The sequence below is a fragment of the Butyrivibrio fibrisolvens genome, assembly GCF_037113525.1.
Classification (GTDB): domain Bacteria; phylum Bacillota; class Clostridia; order Lachnospirales; family Lachnospiraceae; genus Butyrivibrio; species Butyrivibrio fibrisolvens.
Genome location: NZ_CP146963.1, coordinates 566237 through 588138, shown reverse-complemented (window position 1 = coordinate 588138; position 21902 = coordinate 566237). Strand labels below are relative to the sequence as shown.

At 40.2% G+C, this 21902-nt stretch carries 16 protein-coding genes; 5 read left to right on the top strand and 11 right to left on the bottom strand.

Annotated elements, in window-relative coordinates:
• Nucleotides 1-19 precede the first annotated feature (19 nt).
• The 8 genes from WAA20_RS02355 to WAA20_RS02320 all read right to left on the bottom strand — a co-directional run bounded on the left by WAA20_RS02355 (nucleotide 20) and on the right by WAA20_RS02320 (nucleotide 10627).
• The gene (locus WAA20_RS02355) at nucleotides 20-1549 is read right to left on the bottom strand and encodes a glycosyl hydrolase family 28 protein (RefSeq protein WP_073389064.1); all 1530 of its coding nucleotides are present in this window, start codon (nucleotides 1547-1549) and stop codon (nucleotides 20-22) included.
• 34 nt (nucleotides 1550-1583) lie between these two features.
• Nucleotides 1584-2504 carry an alpha/beta hydrolase gene (locus tag WAA20_RS02350; protein WP_073389063.1) on the bottom strand — a complete coding sequence of 307 codons (921 nt, stop codon included), beginning with the start codon at nucleotides 2502-2504 and terminating at the stop codon, nucleotides 1584-1586.
• A gap of 193 nt (nucleotides 2505-2697) precedes the next feature.
• Nucleotides 2698-3330, bottom strand: coding sequence for an L-rhamnose mutarotase (locus tag WAA20_RS02345; protein ID WP_073389061.1), 633 nt, complete (start codon nucleotides 3328-3330; stop codon nucleotides 2698-2700).
• A 97-nt stretch (nucleotides 3331-3427) separates the two neighbouring features.
• The gene (gene gnpA, locus WAA20_RS02340) at nucleotides 3428-5587 is read right to left on the bottom strand and encodes a 1,3-beta-galactosyl-N-acetylhexosamine phosphorylase (RefSeq protein ID WP_073389060.1); all 2160 of its coding nucleotides are present in this window, start codon (nucleotides 5585-5587) and stop codon (nucleotides 3428-3430) included.
• A 125-nt stretch (nucleotides 5588-5712) separates the two neighbouring features.
• Complete coding sequence (locus WAA20_RS02335) at nucleotides 5713-6768, bottom strand: glycoside hydrolase family 88 protein (RefSeq protein WP_073389058.1); 1056 nt, start codon at nucleotides 6766-6768, stop codon at nucleotides 5713-5715.
• Between the two features lie 105 nt (nucleotides 6769-6873).
• A complete protein-coding gene (locus tag WAA20_RS02330; protein ID WP_073389057.1) occupies nucleotides 6874-8628 on the bottom strand; it encodes an extracellular solute-binding protein in 1755 nt (584 codons plus the stop codon).
• Between the two features lie 61 nt (nucleotides 8629-8689).
• Nucleotides 8690-9646 carry a carbohydrate ABC transporter permease gene (locus tag WAA20_RS02325; protein WP_242951207.1) on the bottom strand — a complete coding sequence of 319 codons (957 nt, stop codon included), beginning with the start codon at nucleotides 9644-9646 and terminating at the stop codon, nucleotides 8690-8692.
• A 12-nt stretch (nucleotides 9647-9658) separates the two neighbouring features.
• Nucleotides 9659-10627 carry a sugar ABC transporter permease gene (locus WAA20_RS02320; RefSeq protein WP_073389055.1) on the bottom strand — a complete coding sequence of 323 codons (969 nt, stop codon included), beginning with the start codon at nucleotides 10625-10627 and terminating at the stop codon, nucleotides 9659-9661.
• A 320-nt stretch (nucleotides 10628-10947) separates the two neighbouring features.
• Here WAA20_RS02320 and WAA20_RS02315 point away from each other — a divergent pair, with 320 nt between their 5' ends.
• Nucleotides 10948-11904 (top strand): AraC family transcriptional regulator, encoded by a 957-nt coding sequence (locus WAA20_RS02315; RefSeq protein ID WP_073389054.1) that lies wholly within the window; start codon nucleotides 10948-10950, stop codon nucleotides 11902-11904.
• A 483-nt stretch (nucleotides 11905-12387) separates the two neighbouring features.
• Here the strand turns inward: WAA20_RS02315 and WAA20_RS02310 are convergent, their stop codons facing one another.
• The 3 genes from WAA20_RS02310 to WAA20_RS02300 form a co-directional block, all read right to left on the bottom strand.
• Nucleotides 12388-13587: a glycosyltransferase family 4 protein gene (locus WAA20_RS02310; protein WP_073389052.1), complete on the bottom strand. Its 1200-nt coding sequence runs from the start codon at nucleotides 13585-13587 to the stop codon at nucleotides 12388-12390.
• 61 nt (nucleotides 13588-13648) lie between these two features.
• Nucleotides 13649-14719 (bottom strand): GTP-binding protein, encoded by a 1071-nt coding sequence (locus WAA20_RS02305; RefSeq protein WP_073389051.1) that lies wholly within the window; start codon nucleotides 14717-14719, stop codon nucleotides 13649-13651.
• A gap of 161 nt (nucleotides 14720-14880) precedes the next feature.
• Complete coding sequence (locus WAA20_RS02300) at nucleotides 14881-16233, bottom strand: MATE family efflux transporter (protein WP_073389049.1); 1353 nt, start codon at nucleotides 16231-16233, stop codon at nucleotides 14881-14883.
• 243 nt (nucleotides 16234-16476) lie between these two features.
• Between WAA20_RS02300 and WAA20_RS02295 the strand changes: the two genes are divergently transcribed.
• The 4 genes from WAA20_RS02295 to WAA20_RS02280 all read left to right on the top strand — a co-directional run bounded on the left by WAA20_RS02295 (nucleotide 16477) and on the right by WAA20_RS02280 (nucleotide 21883).
• A complete protein-coding gene (locus tag WAA20_RS02295) occupies nucleotides 16477-17196 on the top strand; it encodes a response regulator transcription factor (RefSeq protein WP_073389048.1) in 720 nt (239 codons plus the stop codon).
• A 38-nt stretch (nucleotides 17197-17234) separates the two neighbouring features.
• Complete coding sequence (locus WAA20_RS02290; RefSeq protein ID WP_338802117.1) at nucleotides 17235-18443, top strand: HAMP domain-containing sensor histidine kinase; 1209 nt, start codon at nucleotides 17235-17237, stop codon at nucleotides 18441-18443.
• A gap of 305 nt (nucleotides 18444-18748) precedes the next feature.
• Nucleotides 18749-19504, top strand: coding sequence for an ABC transporter ATP-binding protein (locus WAA20_RS02285; protein ID WP_073389044.1), 756 nt, complete (start codon nucleotides 18749-18751; stop codon nucleotides 19502-19504).
• Between the two features lie 27 nt (nucleotides 19505-19531).
• Complete coding sequence (locus tag WAA20_RS02280) at nucleotides 19532-21883, top strand: ABC transporter permease (RefSeq protein WP_073389043.1); 2352 nt, start codon at nucleotides 19532-19534, stop codon at nucleotides 21881-21883.
• Nucleotides 21884-21902: the final 19 nt, after the last annotated feature.

Sequence of the window (21902 nt, the reverse complement as noted above, 5' to 3'; positions counted from 1 at the left end):
ACTTCATCAAATAAGAAGATCAAACAAAGCTTACGTTTTCAAAACTGATTCCCTTACAATGCTGCATACTGATCGACTGAACCTTGCGATCTTCTATCTCGATATCCTTAAACCTGACATCCCTTATCTCATATCCTTCTTCATCAAAACCATACAGTTCAATCGCAGCAGACTCTTTGATCCCACCACCCTCAAAATCATGCTGGTCAAGATATCTTCCCTGGATATGTACCCTTTCAAAGGAACAGTTTTCAAACACCGGAGGATGAGGGCAGATACGTTCTCCATCATCGTTATACAAAACTGAATGCATCAGGATTCGGGACACCTTGCAGTCTACCACATGTATATCTTTTACATATGCTCCTCTTTTCCTTGTTGCCTTAATCTCAAGACCGCACCAGGAATTAGACAGGTCGCAGTCCCATATCCTGACATCAGATACGCCGCCACTCATCTCAGAACCTATACATATGCCGTGTCCCATCTTGGATACACAGTCAAATACTCTGATATGCTCCGAGGAACGATTCACTATATTACCCTCAGGATTTTTGCCGGATTTTATGGCAACGCCGTCATCCCCTGTATTGAATACAGTAGCAAAAAGCGTGCAGTTAGTAGATGAGTCAGGATCCCAGCCATCCCCATTCCACACGCCATATGAATTAATAGTAACATGATCTGTGACTATATCATCGCAATATATCATGTGTACATTCCAGCATGCACCATCACTTAGGGTCACTCCTGTGATCCTGACCCTGGAACAGTTACTAAGATTTATAAGACGCGGACGTACTCTTCCCTGAATAGTATGATCTGTCTCATATTCCTTGATCTTATCTCCAAGAGATTCAAGATATTCTTTCTGTTTATGAGTTTCATCTTCTATAATGGCCATTCCCAGCTTCTGACCACCGGAGCGGATTTCGCCCTCACCTCTTATTAGGATATTACTACAGTTAGGCTCGCTGTTATGATCGAGCTCTCCGGCATTTAGAAGTGATGAGTAGCTCATATTCTCAATTCCTTCGAACCTGCTTTTTATCATAGGAAGATAGTCATGAAAGTCTGCTGTTCCATGGAGTATAGCACCCTCATCAAGATATATCTCCATATCCGAATGAAGACGCAATGCCCCAGTCATATAATCCCCTTTTGGGAAAAAGATCTGATCGCCTTTACCGCAGTCATCGAAAGCCTTCTGGATCACTGCTGTATTCATGGTCTTACCATCGCCAACGGCATTGTATGGAGCTTTGGTAACATCAATTCTTCGTTTGGTCTTAAGTGTTCTGACTTTAGCTATAGAGGTTTTTGCTTTGTTTTCTTCATTTGCTGTGTCTACTATATTGCTATCCGCCAATAAAGCTTTAACTTCAACATGGTATTCTGTATCAGGTTCTAAATTCTCCCATGTATAATGAGTCTTAGCTGTCTTAGAAGTCTCCCCATTTATACTGACTTCGTATTCAGAGACGTTCACACCCTCCTTATCCCACCATATGGTTATATCACTATCTGTAACCAGACTATGCAATTCCATATCACCTTTATCCTCTCTACTTAATTTTATGTTTTCAGTGGAGTCCGCGTATCCATGTAGCTGCCATGGATACCCATGCCGATGTCGAGGGCACGTATTCCTTGGCTGCCTGGAAATTGATATTGCCGCCATCATTTAGAGCACTTTCCGGCATCGCCGATATAGTCCTCTCATCTCCAAGTGAAAGTCCATGCCCTCCCTTACGGAAGAGATGATATTCTACGGGGATATTTTCCCTCATCAAAGCCTCTACAAGAAGCACCGAGTTCATAGGGTGAACACTACCATCTTCTGCAGTCCCCCAGATAAATGCAGGTGGGACATCCTTATTAACATGTTTCTCCAAAGATATATCATCAAGCATCTGCCTGTACCTATCTTCTGATTCATAATCTGCTGCAGTTCCTATGAGATTTTCAATAGATCCAGTGTGTGCATATTCACCGGATGTGATAACAGGATAGCCCAGCATCATTCCGTTTGGGCGAAGCTCTTCTACATCAACATGCTTATCTTCCTTGGCCATACTATGAGCTATATCATATTCAAGCTGTTGCCTTACAAAATCTTCCGACCATCTCTCACAGTAGTTACACACAAGGTGGCCGCCTGCAGAGAATCCTACTGTATATATAGCATCAGGATCTATCCTGAACTCCTCAGCGTGTCTTCTTAGATACAGATGAGCTCTTCCAAGCTGTATCAGAGCATCAGGATATCTTGCAGGTGCACATGAATAGCGAAGAACTGCTGCATTATATCCCATAGCCAGAAACTGCATAGCTACAGGATCTGCCTCTCTGTCTGAAGTATAAGCATATGCCCCGCCGGGACATACTATTACCATAGGTCTTACTCTCCAGGCAAAATTGTCGCTAAGATCCTGCAAGTGAATATGCAGTATCGCCTCCATTCCATGCTTTGTTCCACCAACTGCTGTAAAAATTGTTTTCATTTTTAACCTCATGTCGCGAGCAAAGCGAGTGACTAATGGTTCAAATTGGTGGAGCTCGCGACACCAATTTGGTTTTGAAAGTGGAACACTTTCAAACTTATTCCTTCATTTATATATGCAATTATGTCAGATCTCGGTCATATTTGATCAAATATGAATGAGCCAGTACACTATGCAGACCTTAGACATATCATCATGCATATGCGATCCTCTTAACATGGCTGTGATGCATATCCGTGATCCAGTCTACATCATCTGTTATCCATTCCATGATATCCAGCATATGCTTTTCCCATCTAATTGTAGACTTCTTTTCTTCTGCTGTCATTTCATGTTCCATAGAGGTATCTATCTCATCATAGCCAAAAATGAAGTCTCCTGCATTCCATATCGAGAAATTGGAATCGGGGCCTTTGGTGACTGTGGTTCTGGCACTTGCAAGCTCGTCATGACGGCGCTTATATTCTGCTGTATTACCATCAAGCAGGTGAGTCATAAAGACCCTGTGCCTTATCATTGATTTATCATCTCTTACAATGCCAAAATCTTCATACATAAGAGCCATACCATTTTCAAAATCACTCTTCCACTTAATAAGATCTTCTAAGGTATCAAGCACAGGCCCCAGGATTTTCGAAGTTGAAGGCTCTTTGTCACCAGCCTCATAATACCCAAAGAAAAAAGTATCACAGTTCCATAGACTAAAATTAGTTACTCCGCTTTCTTTAATTTCTGCGCGCACGCTGCCCCAGTTACTTCCAAATGTTTTAAGGAAGTCTCCAACCTTGCCTTCTTTGATCTCAAAAGAAAAACTATGTCTTTCCATACCCGCCTCCTATTATTTTCATGAAACAAAGCCAGCCCCAAGCGTGGATTTTCTTAAGTCGTTTACTACATATACCACTGCCGGGCTGGCTATTATATCAGGAAAGTTCTTGTATCTGTGTTTCAAAAGGCTTTAAAGTCACATGGATATCGCCATCACTTGTCTTAATACTGGTTTCGGCATCCCTGTCAGTCTCATTCATTACTACAAGTCTCTTAGCATTTGGATAGTATGCGCATTCTGTATCTGCAGTATCTGTAAGATACAGAGCTTTTCCAAGATCTCCCTTGGCATAAAGCATAAGGTTAAGAAGAAGCCTTGTATTTTCATTAGAGACCTGGAAGCTTGAAAGGTATATTCCTTTTCCTTTTCCAAAATCGTGTATAGTTATAGTCGGAAGGTCACCGTCCTTGGCCAGAACTTTGCACTTTCCATCTGTTATGAAAACAAATTTCTTGCCCCTGACTCCGGCTCCTTCAGGAATAAGGCCGTCAATATTTTCTACATCAAACTGCCATCTTCCATGGCAGGCCTTAGCTCCCTTGTCTATATCAATTCCAAGTACCGGTGCAAGTCTCAGGAAATTCTTATATCCGTAAAGTGCAGCAGGTTCATTAACACCTATAAATATTCCACCTTCTCCTGCCCATCTGAAGATAAGTGATATAACCCTGTCATCTGCCCAGTTATCTCCACCGCTCCAGGCATCTCCCGCACGGCCTGCGTTAATAAGAATATCTACATCATCAAGTGCGCCGTCTATCACATCCTGGAAATCTATAAACTTCACATCAACAGGAAGTCCTGACAGAGCCTCGTTGATATGAATAAGATCATGCATGTATGTCTCATGGAAGTGTCCTGATAAGGTCCAGCTTCGCAGATGCCCCCAGCTGTGAAGTACAGCTACTTTATACCCCAGAGTATAGGGCTTTCCCTCCTCATGGAAAGACTTTATAAGCCTGAATTCATCTGCAACCTTCTCGATATAATCATTAAATTCCGGCTCATTCTCGACAAGATGAAGATACCCGCCAAGTCCTATTCTGTCTACAGGTTCTCTTAGAAGCGCACGCCTAACCCTGTTCCAATAAACTGCCGCATCAAATGCAGGATTACCGCCTTCTGAGAAGGTAGGTGCTCCGCCAAGACCTGTCGGGAAAAGATATGGATGAAGACGAAGCTCGTGAGTATCAGCCTTTGCACCCGCACAAAGTCTTGCTTCGTATCCGCTAAATACACACTTTATAAGTCCGTCAAATCCAAACTCTTCAAATCTTTTACCATAAGGCTCAATGCCTACCCAGCTGTCATCATAGAATACATAAGCTTTTTTGCCATAGGAATGAACTAGCTCCACGAGCTTCTTACCATAAGAAACCACGAACTGATTGGTGAAGTCCATGTAGTCAAGAAGCTTTCTTGTAGGAGGCATGTGAGTTGGATGATTGCTTCCTTTATTAATGAAATCTTCTGATGTAAGCTCATAGCCGTACTGCTTTTTGAACTCATCAAGAGCAAGAGGACTTACTGTAAAGTCATAGCTGGCCCAGTCTGTATAAAGATTTCTGTTTTTCTTATCAGCCCCCCATATCCATACAAAGTTATAGAACATGGAAGTAAAGCGAACAACATTGGTAAGAGGATGATCCTTGCACCACTTATCCATCCACTGGTAGAGGTAATCCTGTGCTTCTTTAGACCTTGGATCTACCGGTATAAGGTGCTCTGATGTCCAGTTATTGGTCACGTGGTTATACATGTTGATCTCTTCCCACTTACGATATGCAAGGAAGTTAACTGTATATTCATGAAAAGGCTCTGTTGTCTTTATAACTACGTGATCAAGCTCTTTTTCATAATTCCAAAGTCTTTTTGGAACTTCTGTATTAGTTGTTCTGTCGAACACCTGCCAGCGCTCAACAGATTCTTTGCTCTGATTGACATCAAACTGCTCTGCAAAATAGCCATCAAGAAGATGTATAGTCAGAAAATCTCCCTCTGCGATCTTTGGCATACTCTGTAAGAAAGACTGCTGCATGTTGGAAGGGTGTTTCTTTATCCAGTCGTTATGGCCTCTTATGATACATACTGTTGAATAGATATCATAACCGGCTTCCAGTATTTCAGGTGAAAGCTGTGTTCCATCGCTATCCCTTATAACATCCGCTCCCCACTTTTTGGCCATCTTAAGAGTCAGATCTTCGTATCCGGATTCCCCCGGAAGTGTAAAACTCCCCTTCATTTTATCTGTCATAGCTATCTCATCCTCATTTTTTATGATGTCGATATCATTGTCTGTCCGATATACCGGATGTACTGTCTTTTTTATAGTTAGCCCAATCACCCGGTTATATTCTTTATCTGTAGTCCTGACTTAGATCAAAGTGCTCCGTCACTTCGCAGATTCTCATACTCAAGAAGTCCTGCAAAGAAGGCAAGGGCAAGTCCCTGTCCCCATCCCTGCATCCAGTCTCTGCTAATGTTTCTATATCCATCCCTGTCTTTCATGACTGCTGTTCCGCCTGAAACGTTCATAACTCTGCCTTCAGGAGAAACATTTGCAAGTATACCTTTTATCGATTTATTTATATATTTGATATGAAGCGGATTGCCTTTAGAGAGCATCGCAGCTGCAATACCTGCAGAAGCTGATATCTCTTCATATGACTCGGGATCATCAAGTATAGTCCTCCATAATCCGTTTTCTGTCTGAACAGTTTTAAGTGCTGAAAGCTGCTCATTTAAAGATCCGACTATATCCAGAAACTGCGGATACAGATATGCTTCAGGAAGAATATGACCTACCTGTGACATGGTAAAAGCAGCCCATGCATTAGCTCTTCCCCAATAAAAACCTGACATATGATCTTTGGAAATATTGTTATAACCGTGATAGTAAAAGCCCGTCTCTTTGTTCTGAAGATATTTGATATGCCAATAGTACTGATTAAGCGCATCATCTATCAGCTCTTCATCCTTTTCATGAACACCAACTCTTAAAAGGAAAAAAGCTGCCATGAAAAGAGTATCTGCCCAGCACTGTTCAGGGAAATCATTATTAGCTGATACAGTATGCTGAAGTACGTTATCACCAAATCTTAAGGCTTCATTTTCCAGATAATCCACCTTACTCATTACGATATCCCAGTATTTTTTATCCCCTGTTGCATCGTATAAAGTTATAAGGCAGTGACCCATAGCGCATGTATTAACAGTCCACACCTTAGGAAGTCCCAGGTCATCTACATATTCATCTATCCTTGCTTTTAAAACATCAAGGTATTCTTTTTTACCTGTGACTTCATAAGCTTTGGCTATGCCATAATATGCAACTCCGCAAGGCCAGTCCCATGTAAGATCCATGTTCATGGTCTTATCAACTATGTGATCCATTGTGTCTTCAATAACTTTTTTGTCAAAATCAAGTACTGTCATTTATCTTTTCTCCGCTTTAATTATTTTTAATGAATCCCCGGGCTGCTCCGCGGAGTATGCTCGGGGATCCGCTTAAAAAGGATATGTGATTGTCACAAAGATGAATTATTTCATCTTGGAGGTCATTCCATCATTGTAAGCCTGTCCTCTTTCATCGATGATTGCCTGATATCCTGCATCAAGGTATTCCTGTTTGAACTGCTCATAAAGTGTATCAAACTCATCTTCGGAAGCAACTGTAAGCTTTGAAGCAAACTCTTCATAAAGGCCAAGGAGAGCTTCCTGGTTATCTGTTACAGATGTAAGTGTTACTGCGAAGTTACAGTCAGGCTGGATAACACCGCTGTCAACCATTGATTCCATTCCCTTATAGTTATCAAGGATCTGCTGATACCACTCGTCAGAATCAGGATAATTAACAGGCATGTTGAGCTTGATATCATCTTCGATAGTGCCAAGAGTCTTGGACTCAACAGCTACGCACCAATAGTCTTTATTGTTGTTGGCCATAGCGTACTCACCCTCTGTATTGTTAGTGATTACAGGGTAGTTGTTCTCGTCATACTCAAATGTCTCACCTTCAATACCATACTGCATTGTGAAAAGAGCACTTGTTCCATCAACTTCACCTGCAAGCATCCATTCCATGTACATCATAGCTGCTGTGATCTCGTCATCAGATGCAAGAGCTGAGAAGCCGATCATCATACCGAAGTTGTTGTTAGGACGATATGCGTTAGTTGTAGAAATTCCGTCTGAACCTGTATCCTCTATAAGACCTGGGCAAACAGCGATTGAAAGGTGTGCATCAGGGTTAGTCTCATAGAAAGAATCAAGAACTGAGATTGAAGGAGCAATGTATGCTGAATATGTAAATGCGTTACCTGCGATGAAATCAGCTTCGCCATCAGCTGCTTCTCTCTGTGTAAAGTCAGGATTGAAATATCCAAGGTTGTAAAGTTCATTTCTTCTCTTAAGAAGATTCTTCTGAGCCTCTGTAGAAAGTGCAGGGATTGCATAATCACCTGTTGTAGCCCACTCATACTCATCCTGAGGATTTGATCTGTAGCCATAGTTCTGGTCTACGCCAGCGCCTGAGATCTTAGTTCCTCCTGCAGGATACTCAGCAAGACCTGCTTCCTTGATAGCTGCATATACTTTAAGTGTATCTTCCCATGTTGTAGGATACTCAAGACCCAACTGATCAAGCCAGTCCTGACGATAGAAGGTTACATAGTTGTATGTATTCTGTGAATAAGGTCTCTCTGCAAGAGCAAAATATGTTGTGTCATTAAGATCTGTATAGTCAAGGTTGCCCTGCTCTTCCATCATTGCATAGTAGTTTGGAGCTACTGTTTTAAGTTTCTCAAGATCGAGTTCCTGAAGATATCCGTCATCAGCCCACTGCGCCTGCTTAGGGAAGTCGTATTCCATAAGGATTGTAGGAAGATCCTGTGCATTAGCAAGGTTTGCATATGCATTAAGAACGTCACCACGAGGAATAGCTACAAACTCAACTGTGATATTGTACTTGTCACCAAAGTTTGTCTGTATCCACTGTGTCCAGTAGTTGTTAGTAACATCTACTTCGCCACCTCTGTCATATACAGGGATCTGAAGTTTTACATTGTCTGCAAATGGCTGCCAACTGTCAATGCCTGCGCCCTCAACGCTTGCAGTCTCACCGCCGCCTGATGAAGAAGATGTATCTGTCTTCTTGTCATCAGTAGTTCCTGACTGCTGAGTACCATCTGTCTGTCCCTGCTGCGTAGAAGCGTCTGAGCAGCCTGTAAGTGCCCCCATGACCATCGCACTACTCATCGCAAGTGCAAGACTTCTTTTAAGCATGTTCTTTTTCATATAAACCCTCCTTATATAGTTGCATTTTACCCGGTGCTTGGAGCACCGTTGTATTTTTAATTCAACCTTTTACCGCGCCGACCATAGTTCCTTTTACAAAGTATTTCTGAACGAAAGGATAGATGATAATGATCGGTACTGTTACAAACATTACTGATGCTGCCTGAAGTACTTCAGGTGTTGATGTTACATTAGTAGCTTCTGTAAGAGCTGTAGATGCTGCTTCCTGAGCATTTAAGATCATTTCGTATAATTTGTACTGTGCCATTTTTAAGTTGTTGTCTCTGATATAGTACATATTGTCGCCATATGCATTCCAACGACCTACTGCATAGAAAAGTGTTAGTGTTGCAAGGATAGGCTTTGAAAGTGGAAGCACTATCTTGAACAGGATCTGAAAGTTAGTAGCTCCATCAAGAAAAGCTGACTCTTCAAGTTCATCCGGTATATTGGAGATAAAGTAGTTTTTCATGATAAGCATGTTGTATGCAGAATAGATAAGTGGCAATATCAGAACCCACATCTTATTCAGAAGATGTAGATCACTATACAAAAGGTATGTAGGAAGATTACCTGCACTAAAGTACATAGGGATCATCAGAAGGAATGTGATCACTGCTCTTCCTTTAAGTCTTTTCCTTGAAAGAGGATATGCTGCACATGTACAAACGATCATACCAAGAAGTGTAAATATCGCTGTAACTTCAACGCTATAGATCATTGAGTGTGTCATACTTCCATCTTCTACGATGGATCTGTATGCATCCCAGGTAATATCGACAGGCCACAGGTATACTGACTTGGCTGCGACTGCTGCATTGGATGATATAGACTTAACTGCCACATGCCAGAATGGAAGAAGACATGTCAGTGACAAAATACCTATTATAAAAATTATTACTATATCGCTAACATGAAACTTACTTATCGCCCTGCTTCCACCAGCAGAGATATCATTATCTTTATCTTTTCTTTTGCCGGCCATTATTTTGCCTCCCTTAAAAACTGCTGTATCCATCTTCATCCTCCTTTAAAGCAGTCCTGTTTCTCCCAGAGCTTTTGCAACTCTGTCAGCTATAAGTACCATCGCAAGACCAACAAGTGACTGGAACAGGTTTGCTGCAGTACCTATTGAATAATGCTGACCGGAAAAACCATAATCGTAAATGTATACAGCCAGCTGATACTGGAAGTCTCGTACCAGAGCATTATCAAGTGCTACAAGTCTTTCAAGATTGGATCCCATTAATCGTCCAAGATTCATGATAAGAAGTGTTACTATAGTAGGACGAATTCCGGGAAGTGTGATATGCCATATTCTCTGCCATCTGCTTGCGCCATCGATCATGGCTGCTTCATAAAGATCACCACTTATACCTGTAATAGCTGCAAGATAGAGGATTGATCCCCATCCCATTCCCTGCCATACGCCTATAAGAAGGTATGTTGCAGCCCAGTGGAACTTCTCTGTAAGGAAAGGAATTCCCTGCTCTATCAGTCCGAATCTGCTTAAGGTCATATTGATAAGACCTGTGTTAGTACGGAACATTGTAAGAGCGATAGATCCGATTACTGCCCATGAAAGGAAGTGAGGCAGATAGAGAATTGTCTGTGTTACTTTTTTGTATTTGGGAAACCTAAGCTCATTGAGCATTACTGCCAGAATGATCGGCATTGGAAACCCAAGTGCAAGATCCAGCAGGTTAAATACAATAGAATTTTTAAGAGCCATTAGAAATCTGGCACTTGACGGTCCTGTAAAAAGATCCGCGAAATTCTTCATTCCAACCCATTGGCTTCCGCTATATCCCTTCATAACTTTATAGTTCATGAAAACCATTCGAAGTCCCGGATAAGCTGCATAGTTGAAAATAAATACCATTGCAAGTGGAAATATTAAAAGCAGATATAACTGCCAGTCTCTCTTAAAAGCTTTTTTCCAGCTTGTTTTAACTTGGGGCTTTGCTTTCGCCATGGCCACCTCTTTACTTTTTCCCATGAAAACCTCCTCCGCATTTGGCTGCTGTTCAATTTCAATTGTATGGTTTTGTGGTTATTTATTCGCTTCATTTCATCTACAAAAACTATGCATTTTTGACCATGATAAAATAAAAATCACCAACTGTTGTCTATTTTCAACTAAATCAGTTGGTGATTTTTGTTAATAATCATGTTTTTAGCATATGTTTTATTTTAATATACAATAAATTAATTTGATTTTCGTATATTTTTTCGGTCAGAAATGCATTGTCAAATCTTTACTTTGATTTCCGTCATATTATATACTTGATAGTGTATTCACACGGAGGTATTGCCTTTATGCCAAAATCCAAGCAACAGACAATAGAATTCAGAAGCTACGATCTGCCGGAATACTTCCCTGTTCTGCTCCTTTCAGGTGAGCAATGGAGAATCTCAGATATTCCCTCAGGAACTTTACATTTTCATAACTGCCTTGAGATAGGTCTGTGCGAGACCGAAAGCGGAACCATGGAATTCATGGGTGACAAGCAGTCCTTCCACGCAGGCGATGTTACGATCGTAGCCAACAATATATCTCACACCACATATTCAGACCCGGGATGTGCAAGCAAGTGGTCTTATATATTCGTAGATATCCAATCTCTTCTTGAGCCGCTATTTCCATTAAGTGCGCTCGAACACTCAGCAGAGCTTAACAAGATGCTCCATAATTACTATGGAATACTCCCTCGTGCCGAGTATCCTGATATCTACAACCTTGTTACTGCTGCCATCTGCGAGCTTCAGAGAAAAGGTAGCAACTATGAGTTTTCTGTAAGAGGCCTTCTTATGGCACTTATAGTAAAACTATTTCCTGTATACAAAAAATATGAACTTGCTGCAAGCGATCATCCGCATGAAAATGCACTTGTTATCGCTCCTGCAATTGACTATATCCAGGAACATTACATGGAGGACTTTGCAATAGAAGATCTTGCAGCCATGTGTTCTCTATCACCAACTCACTTTAGGCGTCTGTTTACAGCGATCGTTGGAGATGGGCCTTTAAGATATCTTAATCACATAAGGGTCCAGAAGGCATCTGTACTTCTACGTACAACAGAAATGCCCATCCTCAACATTTCTGATGAAGTGGGCTTTCATTCCTTATCTAGCTTTAATCGTCATTTTCTGGAAGATTTTGGTGAAGCACCAAGAGACTGGCGCAAGAAAGTGGTGGCGACCCAGAGCCGTTCCATCATGAAGTTCGCGGGCTGGATGGTACCGCCGTCCGTACGGCAGGGGGCGCGGTAAAAATATAGGTGCTTGCGCATTCCTGAGGGTGGTAGTTAATAAAGGATTTGGGGGTCGTGAAAATTATATTAAATTCAAGGCATATATCTGGAATGATATATTCTGGGATTCAAACTCGCTTCGCGGGGGCATGTGAATCCCAAACAAGAATATATCATTCCATCTATCATGCTCTTGAATTTAATATAATTTTCAAAGACCCCCAAATCCTTTATTAACTACCACCCTCAGGAATGTTCAAAGTACTTGTGATATTTTATGTATGTAATTTGGTTCTTGGTACTATGGCTTTTGCAACTTCGTTCTAGAAGTCATATGTTTTGGCACCCTTGAAATATAAACGCACACTTTCTGCGTGTTTTGTAATTCAATGAATCTGTAGGAAATATAGGCAAATGACTTCGACTTCGTCGAAGGCTCTATCGCTTATATATTCATTGAATTAGTAAACATGCAATGAATATGTGTTTTTGTAAATCGCCTTCAATTAGTTAAATCATCAGGGACAACGTATGGCTTAATAACCGGTGCCAAGCTCATCGGGCCATCTGCAGGTGCAATATAGTCTTTATCTTTGATGATAGCATTACAAAAATCTATTAATCTTCTTGCAGCAACTTCACTATTCCACTGTTTAATGATGGTATCATATGCGTTGTTGCCGAACTTCTGCTGACGAGAAGGGTGCTTTACTAATGCTTCGGCTTTTTTTAGGAAGCTATCCAGTTTTTCGCCGTTATAGATATAGCCATTCTCGCCGTCTTTGATAAGATATGGCACTGCGCCGGCCATGGAGCCGGCGACGAGGGCGCAGCCGGAGTTCATGGCTTCGTTAACTACGGCGCCCCAGCCTTCGAGGTTATTGCTTGTAAAGAGGTATATGTGGGCTTCTTCCATCATTTGTCTTACTCTGTTTGGGGGTAGGAACCCGTGGAAGGTGACTACGTCCATAAGCTTGTTGTCTTCGGCGTAGGTTTTAAGATCATCATCCATTTCACCATTGCCGACGATATCTATATGAAAAGAATAGTTTTTTTCTTTAAGATATGCTGCAAGTTCCAGGGCAAATTCTGGGTGTTTGACGCCGTCCATGAATCGTCCAGCCCATAGGATCCTTGGAGTTTTGTTGTCTTCCATTCTTTTCATGCGTCTCATCTGTTCAGGGGTATACTCTCTGACTTCAGGGAAATAGCCCCATCTGAACATCTTGTGAGGATATGCTCCTATAAGGGCAAAGTCGGAGGCAACGTATGCTCCGTTACACAGCATATAGACTTTTTTATTTCTAAATCTGATATGTTCTTTATATTTGGCAATAAGGCCTTTGGGGGATATTGCTTTCCACTGGCCTTCGCGGTAGATTCTTTCGCTCATCCTAAGAAGGGGCTTGCCGCTATCAGCTCTTTGGAGGCAAGCATTTCTTACTTCTTCATTTTCTGTCCATCCAAGAAGTACTATATCAAAATCATTAATTGCATTTAGGGTGCCGATCTTGTCATTGTCATATATTTTCACATAGGGGAGTTTATACACATCAACACCCCAGCCCATGCGAACTCTTTCTTCTTCCATAGGCTGTGTCTGAACAAATATAAAATTCTCATCACCTATGATCCTCATGATCGCTTCACATAGAGGGATCTGGTGATGATTAATATAATTCGAGATAAATAAGAATCTCATTAAGGATCATCTCCTTAGCTGTAGTTTGAAATACATCTATATTGTACCATACGTGAAAACATCAAATTAATTCGCTGAAATCAGCCGTTGGGAAATACTGATTTATTCTATCGGTTTTCAGATTTTCGCCAATGACGATTATTACTTCCTGAGCACTTTTTATATGGCTTATGGAAGTATTTTTACTCGTCGCATTAACTTCTATATAACCTTCACTTTCAGAATTAGTAAATGCATTATTCTCAGCTTTGCCCTTCGATGATTCGCAATTTTCCACATGAAGTTCTGATTTATCTTCATCCACATGATCAGCCTTCGCAAATCCCTTAATACGGATTATATGCCCGCACTCAGGATCTTCTATGGCTTTACCTACATTCTCTATAAGTTCATCTTTTGGAAGTTTTACTCCAAACAGATAAAGTGATGTATAAGCACTGTCATCCGATATCTGTCTTTTTTCATAATCTCCGTGAACATATCCTGCAGAAGCTATTCTCTTAAAGTCATCATCCGTAAGCTCATCATTTCCTTTATTAATAAAAAAGTTGTCATAAGCTTCCTCAGATCTGAAGATATCTGTTCTTTTTATTGAAATAGCTTCTAATGCTGATCTTATATGGTCTTTAACACTTTTGATCTGCGCTTCATCTGCTTCTTCTGTTTTGGAAAGTACAACGATTCCTGCATCAGCAATTTCAGATGCAAGCACATAATCAGAATCCTTAGAAAGATCATTCTCAAGATCTGCTGATGCTATTGCTATAATGCTGCCTATCTCATACCAATTATCAAGGGGAGATTCATAGAGAGTATCGAAGAATTCATCCATATCAAAGATACCGGAGGGTTCTATAATGACTCTTTGATATCCTGACATGGCAAGAGTTATGAGCTTAGTCTTAAGGCGTCTTTGATGGGCATGTTTTCCGTCGCCTCCGACTATCATCTCAACTCCGCACATATCACTTCTGATATCTTCAAGAAGCGCTACATCAATATTGACAGCGCCGTAATCATTTTCAAGGATGCAGACTTTAATTCCCTGACTATTCAAGTATCTTACATATTTTTTTATAAATGTTGTTTTTCCGGATCCAAGGAAGCCGGTTATAAGGTCAACTTTGATCATTGAATATGCCTTCTTAACTAATAATTTCAAACATCATTATAAAACTTCTAACCGGGTAAAAAAAACAGATCAGAATAGAATTCATTTTGCTTTTCATTTATTTTACAGGAACAGAATATATATCATCGAAGTTTTTAATCATCAGACATTCTATGCACTAATTATGCTTTTATTCTCTTGATCCATTTACCACTTCGAAGTCGTATAACGCAGATCACACACTTAATAAACTGATCGATCCTTAGCATAATGTAAACCCAAAATCCCGGCCACTTAAGTACAAGTCCAGTGAGCGCTCCAAGAGGTATACTAAATATCCATAAGAATATTATATCAGCAATCATAAGGAACTTTGTATCACCGCCGCCCCTAAGCGTTCCCTTAGTAAGAATACTGTTAGCAGCCTGAAACCAGATAACAAAAGCAAGGGCATGCATAAGGTCTATGGCAAGGTCAGCAGTTTCCGGCTCTATCTTATAAGCGCCAACTATGAGTCTTGATATAGCAAGTATCAAAACACATCCAAAGCCGCCAATGATAAATCCAAGAGCTGCAAAGGTTGTACCCTGTGCCTTAGCCTTCGCAACATCACCCTTACCAAGAGTGATTCCTGTAATAGTACAGCTAGCCTGGCTTATACCCTGAATAACTACTGTCGCAAGTGACATAACAACAGTTGTAATAGAGTTTGCTGCAACAAAGCTTGAACCGATATGACCCATAACTACAGCTACTGCGCTGTTACCAAGTCCAAGAAGTGTATCTGACACAAGAACAGGTATGGATATCCTGACATACTCTGAGATCAGATCTTTGACTGAAATAGCAAGGTCCTTAATTCTAAGGCCGATATTAGTATCTACAAAGAATAAGAAGCCCATAATAACTGCAAACTCAACGATTCTGGCGATAAGAGTACCGAGAGCTGCACCATTAACTCCCATTTCAGGTGCTCCAAGTTTACCAAAAATAAATATCCAGTTACAAAAGATATTTATAAAAAATGAGCAGCAGCTTGAAATAAGCGGTACATTAGCCTTTCCAACACTTCTAAGCATGATACTGGAAGTAACAGCATAACCGTTCAAGTAATAACAAGGGATAGAGATAAGAAGATATCCCGTTCCCAGACGGATAACATCCTCTTCCTTTGTAAAAAGGCTCATAATCTGACCTGGGCAAAAAGCTGTAGCAACAGAAAAGCAGGTTGCCACTATGAACAGGAGTCTGAACATAATTACAACGGATTTCTTCATGGAAAGCTGATCCTTCATTCCAAAGAATCTGCTTACAAGGACGCTGGCTCCCATGCCAAGTCCCATGCACATGATCTGAAATATAGTAATAAAGTTATTAGCAAGTGTCGCAGCACTCATTGGTGCTTCACTAAGCTGCCCCAGCATGACGTTGTCTGCCATGTTTACACCGACAGTTATAAGCTGCTGAAGAGCAATTGGAAGTGCGAATGCAACAAGCATTCTATAAAATTGTTTATCCCTAACGAATAGTTTCATGATTAACTCATCAGTTCCTTCTAAAGATTTTTATACATCAGTAATTATTTACCTGAAATTGTAACACCGCTTATCTGTATTGCAAGCATACCCATCCTCCTCTACAGTAATATATCCACGATAGCATCACCCCCCTCGTAAATCAAGTATTTAAAGCGCTTTGCGCCATGTATATATTTACTCAATCGCGCTCTAATAATATAATTTTGAAGGAAGATTAATTTAGAAAAAGAGAGGATACTCATGCAATACGACTGCCTGATAATTGATGATGAAAAAGCTCTCGCAGACAACACCTGCGAATATTTCAACATGTTCGATGTTAAGACCAAAGCTGTCTATTCTAAGAAAGAAGCCGAAAAGTTCCTTGAATCTGACAGCGCATCACTGATCCTTCTTGATATAAATCTCTCTGATGGAAGCGGTTTTGAGCTTTGCAAAAAAGTCAGAGAGACTCTCAATATTCCTATCCTCTTCATCTCAGCAAGAAGCACAGATGATGATAAGATAATAGCCCTGAATATTGGAGGGGATGACTACATAGAAAAACCTTATTCGCTTGGAGTTCTCCTCGCCAAGGTCAGAGTAGTTTTAAAAAGATTTGGAAATTCAGGTGATGGATCAGCTAATGCTTCTTCCTCTAATGAAGGTAGTGATACTTCCAAAGACTACGATGATGGCAATCTTAAACTGGACAGCCTTAACAAGGTAGTTACAGCTAATGGCAAGACTGCAAAGCTTACCAGCATTGAATTCAAGCTCCTTAAATACCTCACAGACAACCACGACAGGCTTGTAACCAAAGCAGAACTTTTTGACAACGTATGGAATGACAAGTTCACAACTGACGGAACCTTGAATGTCCACATCAGAAAGATCCGTGAAGAGATAGAAAAAGATCCTCAGAATCCCAAGTACATCGTCACTGTTTGGAAGGAAGGCTATAGGTTCGTATCATTATGAATAAAAAACCTTTTATAGTTTTAATAACATTAACCTTTTTGGCAGAAATAATCCTTTGTATCACTATCACAGGCAAGATCTTCCTGCCAGGATTTGATACCGTAAACGTAAATGAATGTGTAAAGAGCATAGAAACCGGCTTTGGTGATACTTCTAATTATTCTGATGTACTCAAATATGTACTTCTTGGAAACGATGGCAACGTCCTGTATCAAAACGCTGACGGCCTTTCTACAACCATTAATGAAGCTATTAAAAGGGGCGACCTTGTTCTTGACCTTAACACCCCCGAATATTCAGGTGCCCACATTATCTTTCATAATGAAAACAACAAGATAATCGAAAGCTACAAAAACAGACTCGTCTACAGTGTTATTCTTATTTCTTTCTTACAGCTTGTATTGATCTTATCCTATTTCCTGTATCTCAAAAGGACGATCACAGATCCCTTTAATAAGCTCAGCTCTTTTGCCAAAAGAATTGCAGATGGTAATCTGGACATCCCCTTAGAGCTTGACAGGCAGCACATCTTCGGAAGCTTTACAGAGAGCTTTGACATTATGAGGAGCGAACTCAAAAAGGCCAGAGAAGCTGAAAAGAAGGCAAACGACGCCAAGAAGGAAATGGTAGCTAAACTTTCACACGATATAAAAACTCCTATCGCATCTATCAAGTCTACCTCCGAGATTGGGTACGAACTCACTAAAGAAGATCGCACCAAAGAATTCTTTAATCTTATCAACATCAAGTCCGACCAGATAACGACTCTTGCAGCAAATCTCTTTGAATCAAGCGTAGAGGATATTACAGAGATTGATGTAAATCCATCTGCCCACTCTTCTGAAGAGATAAAAAAGATAATTCAAAACGCAGACTATCTTAATAAAGCAGGCGCTTTTGACATACCACCTACAAACGTCTTCATCGATAAGCTCCGCCTTCAGCAGGCCTTTGATAACGTATTCATGAATTCCTATAAGTATGCAGGTACAGACATCACTGTAACTGCTACTACTGATAAGGACTACCTTATAATCGATGTATCTGACAAGGGTCCTGGCGTTCCTGATAACGAACTACCCTTACTTTTGGAAAAATACAAAAGAGGAAGTAACGCTTCAGAAAAAGAAGGTGCAGGACTTGGCCTATATCTTACAAGCTATTTTATCCAGAAGATGGATGGAGAACTAAAGCTTTTAAGTGAAGATCCTGGCTTTACAGTAAGGTTCTATATAAGACTATCCTGATCCATTTAATGATCAACATAATGTATGACTTTTTGTCACTTCGTTCCAAAAGTCATGCAAATGGCCCAATTAAGAACACCTACGGTGTTGGGGCCATTTGCCTACAGATTCACTTTCGTACGAAATCCGCAACCAGTGCGGATTTCTTTAATAAACTCACAAGAATCCATTCTTTTCACAGATATAGATATTTTCTGGAGATTCACGATTTAAGAATTAATTAAGGGTTATTTAAAGGCATTTAAGACTTGAAAAGGTAATATCAGTATCAAGAAATGCAAACAAATTAGAAAAGAGGTTAAATAATGAATACACTAATTAAAACTAATAAGCTTTGCAAAACCTTTTCAAACGGTGGCAGAATGCAGCATGTACTTAAGAACATAGACCTTGAGATCTACGACGGAGATTTCACTATTATCATGGGAGCCAGCGGCGCCGGCAAATCAACCCTTCTTTATGCACTTTCAGGAATGGACAAGCCAACACTTGGTGAGATCAAGTTCTCAGAAAAAGAGATAACTAAGATGAATACAGATCAGCTGGCTAGTTTCAGAAAAGAAAACTGCGGATTTGTATTCCAACAGATATACCTCATTGATTCCATGAGCGTCCTTGATAACGTCATGGCAGCAGGCCTTCTTACCTGCAAGAACAAAAAAGAGGTTTCTAAAAAGGCAAAAGAAATCCTTAAGTCAGTTGATATTGATGAAAGCCTCTGGGATAAATTCCCAACTCAGATCTCTGGCGGTGAAGCTCAGAGAGTTGGTATTGCAAGAGCACTTATCAATAACCCAAGACTTGTTTTTGCAGATGAGCCTACAGGAGCTCTTAACTCTAAGACAGGTAAAGACGTTCTTGATACCCTTACTTCTTTTAACAACGATGGTCAGTCCATAGTTATGGTAACCCACGACATCACCAGCGCAAGAAGAGGAAACCGCGTCCTCTATGTTAAGGACGGCGAGATCGCAGGCGAGTGCCTTCTTGGAAAGTACTCAGAAAATGATGATGATCGTCACAGAAAACTTAGCGACTTCCTTGTATCAATGGGATGGTAATTAATTTAAGACGTGGGGTAAATAATTATGGAAAAGATAAAAATACTTGCTAAATCAAATTTTAGAAAAAATAAAGGCACATGCATCGGACTCTTCCTTCTTATGATGCTTGCCAGCATGATGATCGGACTTGCATTTCTTCTTTTCTTTGATGCATATCCAACAGCAACCAAAGAAGCTAAAAGACTTGATGCAGGCGATGGCTACATCTGGATAATGACTGACATAACAGGGATCGACGATGCATTTGTAGAAGAACTTGTTGGGAGCGAAACAACAGATTATTATAAGTATTCCTGCCTTGGTTTTAACAACGTATCCCTTCCTTTTGGAAACGGAACACTCGCTCCTCAGCTTCTTTTGAACAACGAAAGCGCTTTTCACAAGGGAATGGACAGAACTGAAGTCGTTATAGAAGATGAAAGCATTAAAGAAAACTACATCTATCTTCCATACCAGTTCAACACTTCAGGCGGCTATGAGATAGGCGATACCTATAGTTTCGAACTTCTTGGTACAAACTATAATTTCACTGTAAAGGGCTTTACAACTAACACATTCTTTGGATGTAACAACTGCGGTTCCTATGAATTTATAATTGATAATAATAGCTACGATGAGATCTATGCAAAAGACTCATCCATTTCAGACTCAGTAGTAATCGCTTTTAAGCTTAAAGATAGCTCTACTATCAATTCCTTCCAGATCAAAAAGCTTAACCAGATCCTTGCGCACAACCCTCTGGCAACTGCTACTATCTATAAGTTTAGTGATGTAATAGTCGGAAAAAGCTTTATGTCACTTGTACTTGCAGTTTCCTTCCTTACCATCACCATCATCATTGTTTTAGTTATTACAATAATGCTCACTAACAGCATTTCAAACTTCATTAAGGAAAATATGAAGAGCATCGGAGCTTTAAAAGCCATCGGATATTCAAGCTCTCTTATAAGAAGTTCTCTCTATATCATGTTTGCTCTTCTTGCAATATTCGCAAGCATACTTGGTGCAGGTCTATCATATGCACTAATGCCTATAATGGCATCAATCGTTGTAGGCCAGATGGGTATTCCATATGAGATATCCGTTAATATCCTTTGCAGCTTAAGCGCTCTTGTCTTTGTAGTTTTATATATACTTATTGTAGCTTTTTCAACTACAGGCAAGATCAAAAAGATCGAGCCGATCGTAGCTTTAAGAGATGGAATCGAAAATCATTCCTTCAAGAAAAACAGATTCCGCCTTGATAAGTCAGTCTTTAGCCTTAACCTTAGCCTTTCACTTAAGAATCTTTTTAATAATAAAAAACAGAACATAATCACCTTCCTTGTGACTGGTCTCCTTGTGTTCATCTGTGTTATGGGTCTTTTGATGTATGAAAACTTCAGCAGAAATCCTAAGATTGAGATCCTCACATTTGAAAGTTGCGCCGGAATCCTGGCTGTAGATTACGAAGAAAAAGATGATGCTTATTCTTATCTTCAGAGCCTTGAAGAAGTATCTAATATCAGAGAGAACATAAACATCACAACTAACTACAATAATGAAGACAGCCTTGTAACCTATATCTTTGATGATCCTTCAAAAATGAACAACAAAAATGTCTGCTACAAAGGTCGCCTTCCAAAATATGATAATGAAACTGCTGTAAGCGGTAAGTTCGCTAAAGACCATGGCCTTATGGTTGGTGATGAACTCAAGCTTGATTATGGCTCAGAAAGCTATAGCTACCTCATCACAGGACTTATTCAGACCTGCAATAACAGCGGAAGAGAATGCGTTATCACAAAAGAAGCAGCCACGCACCTCATGGATCTTACCTATGCTCCGGGCTACTACTGGTTTAACTGCGCAGACAGAGATGTTACTGAAAGCATTCTGAATAAGTGCTCAGACAAATATGGTGATCATGTTATTTCTACAATGAACTTCTACGATATGATGGATGGTAACCTTACAACCTTTAAGAGTATATCAAGCCTTATGCTGATCCTTCTTAGTACAATATCAGCCATCGTTATCACTATCATTTTGTACCTGCTCATCAAAGCATTTGTATATAACAAAAGAAAAGATTTTGGAATTTACAAGGCACTTGGATATTCATCAAGAAGCCTTATCTTGCAGACAGCCTTTAGCTTCATGCCATCCATAATCATATCTTCCATCGTATTTTCAGTAGTATCATATTATGCTGCTAACCCTTATATGTCAGTTGTAATGCACGGCTTTGGACTTATGAAAGGAACATTCGATATTCCGATCCCAGGAGTTATTATCATCGGAATAAGTATCTGCACTTTAGCATTCGTATTCTCTATCCTTCAGTCACTCAGAGTTAAGAAGATTGAAAGTTATCAGATGCTTATCGGAGAATAATTTAAAAGAAAATGGCACC